The following is a 13,312-nucleotide window of genomic DNA, read 5'->3' as shown; positions in this document are numbered from 1 at the left end:
GGTAAAAGGTTTGGCTTGTTTAGAATGTTAGTGATGATCAGAACATTGTATTGGTATTGGCAGACTTTTCCGGTACCGGCTGAACGACATCCCAGTGTTCCACAATCTTGCCGTTGGCTACGCGGAAAATATCCACAACTGCACTTCCGCGGTCATTTTTGCTGCTCTGGGCATGGACATGCAGAGCGACAATATCTCCTTCTGCAATAACGCGAACGATCTTGTTGCGGCTGTCCGGATTGCTTTGCAGTATAGGAATAAAGGATTCCAGTGGCTTGCGGCCGGTAGGAACCGTAGGATTATGCTGGATATAATCTTCGGCGACATATTTGTGCAGAGCGGCTCCATCATGTTCGTTGAAGAACTGGTTGTAGAAGGTAGTTACCAGCTTCTTGTTAGCCGCAACCTGCTGTGAAGAAACAGGTTTTATCTGTACGGAGGTGCCGGGAAGAGGGAACATGGTATTGTCATTGGCTGATTTGTCGGGTACCGTTTGTCCCACATCCCAATGCTCGACAATTTTATTGTTTTTGATCCGAAAAATATCAACAACAGCCATTCCTTTATCTTGTTTACCCGTTGTTACATGATAGTGAGCCATGACTAGATCACCCTGGGCAACAATACGCTTCACATCTGCTTTCAGATTGGGATTTTGTTTGATATATGCTCCGAAAAAGTCTGCAAAAGCCTGGCGTCCGTCTGCCGCGAGCGGATTATGCTGGATATAGTCTTTGGCGATATAGGAGCTGATTTTGTTGAGCTTATGTTCATTAAAGACCTCTTTGTACATGTTCAGTACCAGCTGCTTGTTTTTGGTTTGCTGGGATGCAGTAGCTTTGGCCGTAGTGCTGGTCTGGGACACAGGAGCAGGCGGGCAGACAGACGATGCGGCGCTGGCAGCAGGCAAACCGGCTGTCATCACGGTAATCACAGCGGCAACAGCGGTACTGATCCACAGGGTACTTTTCTTGTTCATTGAATATCACTCCTTTGATTATAAGCAAGCTATAAAGCTTGGGATTTGATTAGATTGTAACCTGTAACTGCACACGTTTCAACTAACGGTGATGAAAGGACTATAAAAGGAGGGAGAAACCCCTTTTTTTATATATATAGTGACATAATGAACCTATCCTTTTCCCTATAAGCAACAAAAAGACGCCTTTCCGATATGAAAAAGAAAGGCGTCTGCAGAATAAAATGATTTTGAGGATATGTTGTTGCTCCAGAGTATGGCGGTGCTGTCTGCTTTGTTGTCATGGCATGCTTGCAGCTGCTCTATACTTATACCAGGCATTTGCTGCGTGCTGTACTGCTCTAGTTTTTTCCATATAATGATGCAGCCTCGAAACGATGATTAATCCGGCTGGATCGGCTGGAAAGTGATCGGGTATTCTTTGACTCCAAATACAAAGGCACTCTGGATCGGCTCCAGCTGTGTGCCTTCTACCAGTGCAATCCGGTCCATATGACGCAGCAGCGTGTTCAGAACGACCCGGCCTTCGAGCCGTGCCAGCGGTGCACCGAGACAGAAGTGAATACCAAAGCCAAAGCCCATATGCTGATTCGGCTTGCGATCAGGGATAAAGGTATCGGAATTGGCAAATTTCTGTTCGTCCCGATTGGCAGCTCCTACCCAGGAAATAACCTGCTCGCCTTCACGAATCTGCTGGCCGCGCAGTTCGATATCTTCTTTGGCGACACGTCCGATCGCAACGATCGGCGGATAATAGCGCAGTGTCTCCTCGACAGCGGTCGGTATCATCTCCGGATGTTCGCGAAGTTGCTGCTGCAGCTCCGGCTGTTCGGCCAGAATACGTACCGCATTGGTGATCAGATTGGTCGTGGTCTCATTACCGGCAGCCAGCAGCAGGATACAGAAGCTAATAATCTCATCTTCGGTCAGATGCTCGCCTTCGATATCGGCGGCAATCAGCAGGGAAATCAGATCGTCCTGCGCGCTCTGGCGACGCTCCTGGATAATACGGCCAAAATAGGCTCCGAGCTCTGCATTGGTACGGTCTTTCTCTTCCATCAGTTCCTGAAAAGCTTCATCACTGTCATTGCGGGCACCTTTGACCAGGATATCGGACCATTCCTTGAACCGGTCACGGTCGGATGACGGAACACCCAGCAGCTCGGCAATCACAATAACCGGCAGCGGAGTCGCCAGATCATACACCAGTTGAAGCTGTCCCTGCTGGAGATGAGGGGCGAGCAAGTCATCTGCAATATTCTGAATATGCGGTGCCAGTTCCTCAATCTTGCGCGGGGTAAATGCCTGATTAACCAGATCACGCAGCTGCTTGTGTTTGGGCGGGTCCTGAGTTAGCATACTCTCGCGGTTGGCACGATTGCGCCGCGAGGAGAATAACTTGGGATTTTTCAGTACATACTGCACATCTTCATACCGGAACACATCCCAGCAGCTGCGATTCTCATCGTAGCGGACAGGAGACTGCTCCAGCAGTTCGTTATACACATCAAACGGGAACAATTGATGTTCCACCGTATTTAATTCACGCATAGGGATATAGTTGGCGTACTTGTTACTGATCTTTTTCATAAGTTCCTCCTTATTAAATATATAATTATTTACATAAAGGGCGTTGCTCCAATTATATAACATCCTATAGTCACATACAAATTTTGTAATTTTTGCTGTTGCTTTTGTTTCCCCTTTTTGATGACTTGTATAACCGGATTTCCTTATTTTCATAGCCTAAGCAGCAAAGTAGCATCATGAAGAGACCCAACCTGCTGATTAACCAGCTTGCGAAATGGGGAAAGAAAACAGATACTTGCTTGCTGTTTGCTGTTTGCTGTTTGCTGTTTGCAGGAGGAAATCACATGGGAAACAGGCTTGGTAATCTGACAAAATCATCATTTTGTGTCGATAGAAAAGCAGCCAAAAGATTGGATATACTAGGATAAGCAGCAGGATATACAGAAGAGCAGGACAGCATACATACCTGATTGGTAGAAGACCGGCACAGCCGGAAGAAATGGAGAACAGGGAGGCAGACGATGGAACAGACATTGGTTATTCGGGAAGCGCATCAAGAAGATATAGCGGCACTGGCAGTGCTGATGGACGAGTTGGGGTATCCGGTATCCGAGGAAGATATGAATACACGGTTTCTGGCTTTGCAGGAGCATCCGGATTATCAGTGCTATGTAGCAGAAGCCGATGGTGAAGTGATTGGCATGATCGGATTGATCCGAGAGCTTCGCTTTGAACGTGATGGAGTACATGTACGGATCGGTTCACTGGTCGTTCGTGAACAGCATCGTGGCGGCGGAATCGGCAAAGCGCTGATTTTGGCAGCAGAAGGCTGGGCTGGCAGTGTAGGCGCCCGGGCGCTTGCTCTGAACAGCAGCAATCGCGAAGAACGGACAGGAGCACACGATTTTTACCGTCACTTGGGTTATGAAGGAACATCTACCGGCTTTGTAAAGCGGATTGTGTAGATGAAATAGTACAGCTTGGATAACGGTCTACTCTATGGGAAGCAGTAAACACAAAAATAATGGATGCAAATACGCAATGTCAAAAAGGAAGCCCCCTGGGGAGCTTCCTTTTCGTATAGGGCTTGTACTATTCTTTTCCTGAATCAGATGCTTTGGCTAGTCCTACCGCTCCATCCAGACAGCAGCAGCGATGTTCGCAGCTGCAGATTGGAAAAGGCAACCGGTTTGCAGCAAGGAGCTGCTGCTGAGAATCTGCTGTGAACAGACCTGTATTACATGTGGCGTGCAGCTGGCTGTACAGGATTCGGCGAATGCGGATGAGTCGGCAGCTTTCCGCTGCGCGACCAGTTCGTCCACATCCGCAGCAGTTTCTCCACCGGCCCATAGCTATATTTGCGCAAATATAGGGGACTAAATACGAACTGCAGGGCATAAACGAGCACCGCTATCAGCGTGCCCCATGCAACTCCAAGCTGTCCGAACAACCCCAACCCATATCCGTAATAAATAGTCGTGCAAATCACGCTTTGCAGCAAATAGTTGGTCAGCGACAGCTTGCCGACCGCGACAAATCCGTTCATCCACTTGGCTGACTGCCATTTGAGATATAACCATGCAAAAGCAAAAATATAACCAATCGACAGGATCGGGCCGCCGAACAGCAACGAGAAGGTCTCCCAGTCCAGCGCCGGCATGATGAACATCATCAATTTGCTAATCAGACCAATCGGCAGGAAGATCAGCATACCCTTGAGGTAAAAAGCAGACTTGCTCTGTGGATCATCGAACATTCTTGTTTTGGCCATATACATTCCCAGCCAGAATAATGGAATATACAGCATGGACGTCATACCCATCAGTAGAAAAATCAGGATAAAAACGAGCGGGAACTCGATACCGGGCATCGTCATATTGCGCTGTACGAGAATATCGGTGTAGCTGCCTGTGCTATACACATGCAGTGTCTCCAGATGATAACTGCGCTCTGCTGCAGTGATTGCCGTATCAACAGGCACCAGCAGACCCAGTCCGCCAAACAGCAGCATCATGCCGAATCCGATGCTTGTCCATATCATCAGTGTCCGCGGCTGACAGCGGATAAATAGAAGCAGTACAAATCCATATAGTCCATAGTAGGTAAGAATATCGCCTTCCCAGATAAAAAATCCATGCAGCATGCCGATCACCATTAGCAGCAGGAAACGGCGGCTCAAGTAAGGATAAGGGGAGAGCTGCCTGCTTTCCAGACTTTCCTTCATCTTGATAATGCCAAAGCCGAACAGGAAAGCAAATATCGGCATAAAGCTGCCGACCACAAGCACTTCCAGTAGTCCGTTTACTACATGATCTGTCGTGGAGAAACCAGGCTCTTTGAGATCGAATGCTCCCCAGGAACCATACTGAAAAATCAGCATATTGGCGAGAATAATACCGAGCAGCGAAAATCCGCGCATGGCATCGATCATTTTCAATCTTCGAGGGGGTATGTACATCATCGTCCTCCTTGTATTCTATAGTGGGGTAACTCTGCAGCTTGGTCGCCTGATGATCAAAGGTTCTGCTGCGGCTTGCTCTTGATCGGCGACTTTCCTTTCATAGTAGAGACGGATAATGAGAAGGGTTAAAGTACATATACGCGGCGTTCTGCCAGATGTTGCATATTATGGATGTTTTCAAGATTTTGATCCGGTAAAAGAAGCATGGATAAATCGCGGAACAGGTTGTAATCAAGTGCTTTTATTGATAGCATTTACGTATTGGGCCCTTCTGTACGGCATGCCGGAATGATGCAGGCTTATTACATGTGAAGAGGGTATGAGAATGAACTGGATCAAATCCAATTTTAGAAAGTCTGATTTTATTGCATGGTACGTTATTATGGCGATCCTGCTGGTGATTCTGGAGTTTCGGAACAACCCTGATTCGGTTGGTGTGCTGAGTGTAGTGATTACGCTGGTCACTGCCATTATTCCGGCAGCTATTTTCAGTTTTTGCTTCCGTATGATCACCGGCTGGATTGTTAATCTTAATAAATAAAGGAGTCTATGTCCTATGATTAGTCACGCTATCGCCAGAAGAGTCCGCGAATTGGAGCAATATGCGCCTATGCTGACTTCGCCTGTAGATCTGGATGAATTCTGGGAGCAGACGCTGCAGCAGTTCCGTGCCAAACCGCTTTCCGCTTCTATGGAAGAATGTCCGACCCCGATGAAGGCTGTACGCTCCTACCGGGTCACCTACGAAGGCTTTGATGATACGCCGCTGTCCGGCTGGTATATTCGTCCGGCAGATGCAGACGAGAAAGCTTTGCCCTGTATCGTTATTTTCCACGGTTATGCGGGCAGCAAAGGCTATCCGGAAGATTATACCCAGTGGGTGTCCATGGGCTACGCCGTATTCGCGATGGATGTACGTGGACAGGGCGGCGAGACCGGCAGCCGTATGCCATCCGAGTTCGGTATGAGCTCCGGCTGGATGTCGCAGGGCATATTGGACAAGAATACCTTCTACTATCGTGCGATTACGGTGGATGCACTCAAAGCGATCGAATGGGCAGCTGCCCAGCCGGGCGTAGACGCGAGCCGGATTGCTACCTACGGAGGCAGCCAGGGCGGCGGACTCGTGCTGATCACCTCGGCACTGAGTGAGATTCCTGCAATAGCGGTAGCGAATATTCCGAATATGTGCCATATGGACTTTGGTATTCTCAATTCGGAGAGTTCGCTCAAGGAAGCTGCCCAGTTCATCAGCCGCTATCCCGAACATTTCAATCAGGTACTGAAGACGCTGAGCTATTTTGACATGATTAATCTGGCCGACCGGATCAAGATCCCGATTCTCGTCTCCTGTGGACTAAAGGATGTCGTCTGTCTGCCGGAAACGATTTTCGCTGCCTATAACCGGATTCATTCGGAAAAGGACATCGCAGTGTACCCGTTCGACGGCCATTACGTCAGCCCGCATCACAACCGCCGTACGATGGAATTTATCCAGCAGCATTTTGGCTGAGCTTGTGCTATTACGATGGAACATAGAACAGATTTCTCTACAAGCGGTATGCGCTCAGCATACTGCTTTTTTTATTGAAATTGGATATGTACTATGGATCTGATGTGGTAGCTTGCTGGGGTTAGCTGATTGTGCAATGGAGCTGGAGGATAGTGGTGTCTCTCGAAGGTAGCCGCGGAGCAAAGAGATTCTGCCACTCCCTCCGGTTAAGAATGAAGATCCTGAACAACCGCTTGCAGCGGTCGATCTCCATTCTTAAATGTCGGTCGTTGGCAGAATTCTCTTTGCTCCGCTCTGTGCATGGAGTTCCGCTGGCACTTGAACTGCTGACAATAAGCTACAGAATAGTATTGTGCAAAATAACGTAGCCCGGTTCATAATAGCGAAGTCCAGTCCAGTCCAGTCCAGTCCAGTCCAGTCCAGTCCAGTCCAACTCAACTCAGAATAACCTTTGACAGCAAAGAAGTAGATCATACGTATGGCTAAAAAAATGAAGCAACCATCACAGAACGGAGCAAAGAAAATAAGGGCAAAGGACGACTTTGGAGCCTGGGAATCTACATTCTCTCCTATTCCGTAGATTCCTGGGCTCCACCCGAGGACGTGCCCTTATTTCTTTGCGGAGTGGTTGCTGCCCATCCATCTTAGTCACATCCAGCCCAGAGGTATCTAACTGCTACCATGCCAGCTCTAGTCAACCTATTGAGCCATACCTAGCAAAATAACAATCAAAACAAAGCGACAATAAAGAACAAAAAAGATCAAAAAAGGTCAAAACAGCAGAAAACAAAAAATAATTTTACCTAAACGACGCTAAACGGCAATAATCACCTCAAATCAATGCTAATCCGTTTTGAAGATTGGCGTAGCTCAAGCTATAATAAAGTCGTAAGGTCAGTGAAGGTCAAAAGACCTGTTCGCTGATCTACTTCTTCACACGAACAGTGAAGACTTATCAACATTACAATTTAAATGAATAATCACGGAGGAGGATGCTTTATGTTTGATTTGGTTCCTTTTGGTAAACGTCACGAAGAGTCCTGGGGTCAACTGATGAAGTCCTTCAATGATGTGTTTAATGATGACTTTTTTGCACCACTCAAATCGTCGACCCTGTCGTTCAAAACCGATATTCGCGAGACTGAAAATGCTTATCTGGTCGAAGCTGAGCTGCCTGGTTTTACCAAGGAAAATATCGATATCGACTATGCGGCTCCTTATCTGACCATCAAAGCAGTGCATCACGAAGAAAGCACTGCCGAGGATGAAAGCAAAGGTCAGGTTGTACGCAAAGAACGCCGTCATGGCGAATATGTAAGACGCTTTTATGTGGAAGATATTGATGCGGATCATATTCAGGCTTCGCTCAAGGATGGCCTGCTGAAGCTGGATATTCCAAAACGCCAGCGTCCGGAAGGTCGCCGGATCGAGATTCAGTCGGGTGAATAATATCTGTGCATCGCCTGGACAAACCGGATAGACACTGTTTAACCTACTGGTAAATTGGATTAAAAATAGGTAGAATAACAATGATATGTTAACCGATCGACGTACCAAAAATAGATAATGTACAACCTTTGCCGATCCTAAAGGTGCATTGTAGTCCCTGACCGCTATAATGCACCTTTTCTATATTTATAGAGAAAGGAGGGAGAATCCATGCCCCGGGATTATTATCAAAAGCTGGAAGTGGAACCTGGTGCCTCCAAACAGGATATCCGAAAGTCGTATCAGCGGCTGGCCAAAAAGTGGCATCCGGACGTTAACAAAGCACCCGAGGCGGAAGCCCGGTTCAAGGAAATTGCCGAAGCCTATGAAGTGCTCGGAGATGAGAACCGGCGGCAAAAATATGATGATCAGCTCAAATATGAATCAGCGCGCCAGGCTTATCAGTCCAATACGGGCAATACAGGCAGTACGAGTGCCAAATCCGGTCATACATCCCGAGCAGAAGACCGTAAAACAGCTGGCAGTACCAGCTACGAATATCGTACAGGCGGCGGATTGGATGAAGACTTTTTTGATATGTTTTTTGGCGATCGGATGAAAGATTATGATTTTTTCTCTAATACAGCCGGTAATGCCAGTTTCAGCAATAATAACGGGAATGGCGGTATTCCCCTGCGGACGACCCGTGCCAAGCTGGATATTACGCTGGAACAGGCTTATCGCGGCGACCATGTGCCGATCCGTCTGGGAGACAAGCGCATACAGATCAAGATCCCGGAGCGTATCCCGCAGGGCAGCACGATCCGTATTCGCGGCACCGGCAGCAATGGCATCGATGCCGACGAGGAGCTGCTGATCACTCTGCGGATTCTCCCTCATTCGGTCTATGCACTCGATGGCAGCAATCTGCAGGGTGTGCTGGAAGTGGCTCCATGGGAAGTGGTGCTCGGTACGGATGCCCATGTACTGCTGCCCGACCAGTCCAGAGTCCGGGTCAAAGTACCCTCCGGTATTCAATCCGGGCGGATTCTTCGTATTCTCGGTCGTGGTCTGCAGCGAGATGACGGCAGCTATGGTGATGTGCTGCTGGATGTGGAGATTATAGTCCCATCCGATCTCGGCGAGCAGGAACGTGAGCTGTATCGCCAGCTGGCTTCGTCAAGCCGTTATCAAGCGCAGATGAGACGACGCAAATCATAGCTCTCTTTACTTTATAGTTATATACAGCAGTAGGGTCGGTACAGTCCATGTCCGGCTCTGCTTGAAGTTGACAGGATACTATTGTAGAGCTGAAATGGACGTTCTGTGTGCGGGATTTATCTGGAGATACATCGTATGTAGGAAGATAGATAGTAGGAAATTTATTATAGCCAAATATAGATTAATCAGGAGGGAAACGTTTTGGATTACAATCGATTAACACATAAATTACAGGAGGCTGTCGCTACGGCCCAGTCGCTTGCGACATCGATGGGGCATCAGGAGATTGCACCTGTGCATCTGCTCAAGGCACTGCTGGAGCAGCAGGAAGGTCTGCTGCCGCGCCTGTTGCACAAAATGAATCTGCCGGTAGCTGTGATCAGCCAGCAAAATGATGAACTGCTGCGTCGCAGATCCAGTGTCAGCGGTTCGGCAGCTGTCAGCCGTTACGCATCGGCAGGACTGCTGCAGGTACTGAATCAGGCCGAGCAGGAAGCGGCGGAGATGAAGGATGAATTCGTCGCTGTCGAGCATGCGGTACTCGCCCTTATTTCCGTTAATGATCCCGGCAACCGGGAAGTACGCGATCTGTTGCACCGTCACGGACTGAATCGGCAAGCTGTACTGGCCGTATTGTCCGAGATTCGCGGTCATCAGCGGGTGACCAGTCAGGACCCGGAAGCCACCTATGAAGTACTGGAAAAGTACGGCCGCGATCTGGTCGCGGAAGTGCGCTCCGGCAAAGTCGATCCCGTGATCGGACGGGATGACGAGATTCGCCGGGTCATCCGTATTTTATCCCGCAAAACCAAAAACAATCCGGTGCTGATCGGCGAACCGGGTGTCGGCAAAACAGCGATCGTCGAAGGACTCGCCCATCGGATCGTACGCAAGGATGTGCCGGAAGGGCTCAAGGATAAAATAATCTTCTCGCTCGATATGAGCGCACTGGTCGCCGGTGCCAAGTATCGCGGTGAATTCGAAGAACGTCTGCAGGCTGTACTGCGCGAGGTCAGACAGAGCAATGGACAGATTATCCTGTTTATCGATGAGCTGCACACGATCGTCGGCGCCGGCAAAACAGAAGGTTCGATGGACGCAGGCAATATGCTCAAGCCGATGCTGGCACGGGGAGAACTGCACTGTATCGGAGCGACCACATTGGATGAATACCGCAATTATATCGAGAAAGATCCGGCTTTGGAGCGCCGTTTCCAGCAGGTACTGGTGAGCGAGCCGAATGTGGAAGATACGATTGCGATTCTGCGCGGGCTCAAGGAACGTTTTGAAGTGCATCACGGGGTGAAGATTCACGATAACGCTATTGTCGCTGCCGGAGTGCTGTCCGACCGTTATATCTCGGATCGTTTTTTGCCGGACAAGGCGATTGATCTGATCGACGAAGCCTGCGCCATGATCCGTACCGAGATTGACTCCATGCCAAGCGAACTGGACGAAGTTACCCGCCGGATCATGAAAATGGAGATTGAAGAAGCCGCACTCAAAAGGGAAACCGACGAGCTGAGCCAAAATCGTCTGGGTATCCTGCAACGCGAACTGGCTGATCTCAAGGAAAAGCAGCTGGAGATGCGAACCCGCTGGGAGCAGGAAAAAGAAGTCATCGAGCATGTAAATACACTCAAAAAGCAGCTGGAGCAGGCGCGTCTCGATCTGGAGCAGGCCCAGGAAGAATATGATCTCAACAAGTCTGCCGAACTGAGCTATGGCATTATTCCGGGACTGGAACGCGAACTGAAAGCTGCGGAAGAAGCAGCTCATCAGGATCAGGAAGGACGTCTGCTGCGGGAAGCAGTAACCGACGAAGAAATTGCCGATATCGTCTCCCGCTGGACCGGCGTACCGGTCAGCCGTCTGGTCGAAGGTGAACGTGAAAAGCTGCTCCGTCTGGAAGAAGTGCTGCATGAACGTGTGGTAGGTCAGGATGAAGCGGTGCAGCTGGTCGCAGATGCCGTGATCCGTTCACGGGCAGGAATCAAGGACCCCAATCGTCCGATTGGTTCCTTCCTGTTCCTCGGTCCGACCGGTGTCGGCAAGACCGAGCTGGCCAAGGCGATTGCCTCGTCCCTGTTTGACCGGGAAGAGAATATGATCCGCATTGATATGTCCGAGTATATGGAAAAGCACAGCGTGTCCCGTCTGGTCGGCGCTCCACCGGGATATGTGGGCTACGAGGAGGGTGGTCAGCTGACCGAAGCGGTACGCCGCCAGCCCTATTCGGTCATTTTGCTGGATGAAGTAGAAAAGGCTCATCCGGATGTATTTAACCTACTCCTTCAGCTGCTGGATGATGGACGTCTCACTGATTCGCAGGGCCGGATGGTCGATTTTAAAAATACGATCGTTATTATGACCTCCAATATCGGCTCGGTTCATTTGCTAAACGGAATGGAGCAAGAAGGACAGATCAGCGAAGCGGTGCGTTCTACCGTAATGCGAGAATTGAATCTGCATTTCCGTCCGGAGTTCCTGAATCGGGTAGATGATATTGTGATATTCAAACCGCTCCGCCGTACAGAAATTCGCCAGATCGTGTTCAAGCTGGCAGATCATCTGCGTACCCGTCTGGCGGATCGGCAGATCGGACTGGAACTCACGGATGCAGCTGCACAGCTAATCGCAGATGAAGGATACGATCCGGCCTATGGCGCCCGCCCGCTGAAACGTTTTATCCAGCGTGCTCTGGAGACCAGGGTCGCCCGTGCACTGATTGCAGGTGAAGCGGCTCCAGGTTCGGTCGTGCAGGTAGACGCGGATCATGGAGAACTGACTGTAGTTATTGGTGAGGCAGCTGCAGCGACTGCTCTCGAAAAGCCGCTGGCTGCTCATGAAGCGCAGGCATTCTGATTTGCGTATCATCAAAGCAATTGGACGTTGGCGATTTTATAGATAATACGATGCCAGCTGATCTAGAACTCATCTTATAAATAAACATGATAAAAAGGACTGCCAGTAAAGGCAGTCCTTTTTCATTTTCATATTCTCATATTCTCATTTTCACTAGCTGGATTTTATATCTGCCGCCTCTGTAATACCATACTGCGGAAACCTTTTCCGTACAGATCATCTGCATTGTCATATGACAGAAACATGTCCAAATCCATCTCAGCATCGATCTGCAGTTCCATCCCGCATTATAGAATCTGCTGATCTGCCATCTCTGCGGTGAACAGCTCTTTGGCGGTTCGTACAAACAGCTGCACGGCCAGAGAGGCATTACCCAACGAAGGTACAGCAATACCTATCTGGCGCGTGATCTGGGGAGATACTTCTCTGACTGTTAATTCATGCGGGAACATCGACAGAGCCAGCTCGGATACGATACCGATGCCGAGTCCCTGCCGGACCATATTGACCAGCGTACTGATATTATGAGTAGTGAAATTGATGCGCAAATGGCTTTTCTCACGCTGAAAAGCTTCCATGATAGCAACTTCATGCCCGCCTTTGCACAGGATCATATCCTGACCATCCAGATGACGAATCGAAATTGTCTCCTGGGCATGCAGTGGATGGCCATCCGGCAGCAGCACAATCATCTGGTCAGAATAGAGTGGGATAGTATCGACCAGCGGATCGGGCAGCAGAATCAGCCCGGCTTCGATCTGGCGGCTGTGTACCCATTCCCTCACTTCATTGGTTGAACCTTCCTGCAGATCGAAGACCAGATTGGGATAATTCTGACGGATCTGATGAATGATTGGGGGCAGGAAATAGGCGGATGCCGAAGGAAAAGCGCCAATCGTGATCGTGCCGATATCCAGCCCTTTTTCGGCAGCAACCTGCTGCTGTACTTTTTGCATACTTTGCAGAATCGAGCGGAATTCCAGCAGCACCCGCTGACCGACTTCTGTGAGTAGAACTCCTTTTTTGCGATCCCGGAGCAGCAGCTGCACATCCAGTTCATTCTCGATACTGGCAATCGCATGGCTGACTGCGGGCTGTGTCATATGCAATTCCTGGGCGGCTTGTGTAAAGTTAAGCGTCTCGGCAACACGAACAAAAACCATTATCTGCGTAATTGTCATAACAATAAAGTTATCTCCTTTATTCGAAAGATTCATTTTATTTATCATACCAAACGTTATAAGCTAAAAATATAAATATATGAATTTTAACATATGGATAGGGGAGAACGGAGATGAATGAATACTCATCAGGT

General features: G+C 49.0%; 10 protein-coding genes. 6 read left to right on the top strand and 4 right to left on the bottom strand.

Features of this window, described 5'->3' with window-relative positions; genetic code table 11:
• Nucleotides 1-37: 37 nt before the first annotated feature.
• The gene (locus tag AR543_RS20520) at nt 38-979 is read right to left on the bottom strand and encodes a nuclear transport factor 2 family protein (protein ID WP_060536209.1); all 942 of its coding nucleotides are present in this window, start codon (nt 977-979) and stop codon (nt 38-40) included.
• A gap of 381 nt (nt 980-1,360) precedes the next feature.
• Nucleotides 1,361-2,569, bottom strand: coding sequence for a cytochrome P450 (locus tag AR543_RS20515; RefSeq protein ID WP_060536208.1), 1,209 nt, complete (start codon nt 2,567-2,569; stop codon nt 1,361-1,363).
• Between the two features lie 461 nt (nt 2,570-3,030).
• Between AR543_RS20515 and AR543_RS20510 the strand changes: the two genes are divergently transcribed.
• Nucleotides 3,031-3,474: a GNAT family N-acetyltransferase gene (locus AR543_RS20510; RefSeq protein WP_064505602.1), complete on the top strand. Its 444-nt coding sequence runs from the start codon at nt 3,031-3,033 to the stop codon at nt 3,472-3,474.
• Nucleotides 3,475-3,746: 272 nt separating this feature from the next.
• Here AR543_RS20510 and AR543_RS20505 read toward each other — a convergent pair whose 3' ends face one another.
• Nucleotides 3,747-4,970 carry a DUF418 domain-containing protein gene (locus AR543_RS20505; RefSeq protein WP_082472297.1) on the bottom strand — a complete coding sequence of 408 codons (1,224 nt, stop codon included), beginning with the start codon at nt 4,968-4,970 and terminating at the stop codon, nt 3,747-3,749.
• Nucleotides 4,971-5,295: 325 nt separating this feature from the next.
• Here AR543_RS20505 and AR543_RS20500 point away from each other — a divergent pair, with 325 nt between their 5' ends.
• The 5 genes from AR543_RS20500 to clpB all read left to right on the top strand — a co-directional run bounded on the left by AR543_RS20500 (nt 5,296) and on the right by clpB (nt 11,997).
• Nucleotides 5,296-5,511 carry a hypothetical protein gene (locus AR543_RS20500; protein WP_060536206.1) on the top strand — a complete coding sequence of 72 codons (216 nt, stop codon included), beginning with the start codon at nt 5,296-5,298 and terminating at the stop codon, nt 5,509-5,511.
• A gap of 15 nt (nt 5,512-5,526) precedes the next feature.
• The gene (locus tag AR543_RS20495; RefSeq protein WP_060536205.1) at nt 5,527-6,483 is read left to right on the top strand and encodes an acetylxylan esterase; all 957 of its coding nucleotides are present in this window, start codon (nt 5,527-5,529) and stop codon (nt 6,481-6,483) included.
• A 999-nt stretch (nt 6,484-7,482) separates the two neighbouring features.
• Complete coding sequence (locus tag AR543_RS20490) at nt 7,483-7,932, top strand: Hsp20/alpha crystallin family protein (protein ID WP_060536204.1); 450 nt, start codon at nt 7,483-7,485, stop codon at nt 7,930-7,932.
• Nucleotides 7,933-8,142: 210 nt separating this feature from the next.
• Nucleotides 8,143-9,132, top strand: coding sequence for a DnaJ C-terminal domain-containing protein (locus tag AR543_RS20485; RefSeq protein ID WP_060536203.1), 990 nt, complete (start codon nt 8,143-8,145; stop codon nt 9,130-9,132).
• A 201-nt stretch (nt 9,133-9,333) separates the two neighbouring features.
• A complete protein-coding gene (clpB, locus tag AR543_RS20480; protein ID WP_060536202.1) occupies nt 9,334-11,997 on the top strand; it encodes an ATP-dependent chaperone ClpB in 2,664 nt (887 codons plus the stop codon).
• A gap of 287 nt (nt 11,998-12,284) precedes the next feature.
• Here the strand turns inward: clpB and AR543_RS20475 are convergent, their stop codons facing one another.
• Entirely contained in the window at nt 12,285-13,178 is an 894-nt protein-coding gene (locus tag AR543_RS20475) for a LysR family transcriptional regulator (RefSeq protein WP_060536201.1), read from the bottom strand.
• Nucleotides 13,179-13,312: the final 134 nt, after the last annotated feature.

The organism is Paenibacillus bovis (assembly GCF_001421015.2).
Lineage (GTDB): Bacteria > Bacillota > Bacilli > Paenibacillales > Paenibacillaceae > Saccharibacillus > Saccharibacillus bovis.
Note: the sequence above shows the minus strand (reverse complement) of the source record. Positions and strands in the feature narration are given on the sequence as shown.

What these genes read in the sequence shown, in the direction of transcription:
- AR543_RS20520 (WP_060536209.1), bottom strand. Translation starts at nt 979, where the DNA reads ATGAACAAGAAAAGTACCCTGTGGATCAGTACCGCTGTTGCCGCTGTG.
- AR543_RS20515 (WP_060536208.1), bottom strand. Translation starts at nt 2,569, where the DNA reads ATGAAAAAGATCAGTAACAAGTACGCCAACTATATCCCTATGCGTGAA.
- AR543_RS20510 (WP_064505602.1), top strand. Translation starts at nt 3,031, where the DNA reads ATGGAACAGACATTGGTTATTCGGGAAGCGCATCAAGAAGATATAGCG.
- AR543_RS20505 (WP_082472297.1), bottom strand. Translation starts at nt 4,970, where the DNA reads ATGATGTACATACCCCCTCGAAGATTGAAAATGATCGATGCCATGCGC.
- AR543_RS20500 (WP_060536206.1), top strand. Translation starts at nt 5,296, where the DNA reads ATGAACTGGATCAAATCCAATTTTAGAAAGTCTGATTTTATTGCATGG.
- AR543_RS20495 (WP_060536205.1), top strand. Translation starts at nt 5,527, where the DNA reads ATGATTAGTCACGCTATCGCCAGAAGAGTCCGCGAATTGGAGCAATAT.
- AR543_RS20490 (WP_060536204.1), top strand. Translation starts at nt 7,483, where the DNA reads ATGTTTGATTTGGTTCCTTTTGGTAAACGTCACGAAGAGTCCTGGGGT.
- AR543_RS20485 (WP_060536203.1), top strand. Translation starts at nt 8,143, where the DNA reads ATGCCCCGGGATTATTATCAAAAGCTGGAAGTGGAACCTGGTGCCTCC.
- AR543_RS20475 (WP_060536201.1), bottom strand. Translation starts at nt 13,178, where the DNA reads ATGACAATTACGCAGATAATGGTTTTTGTTCGTGTTGCCGAGACGCTT.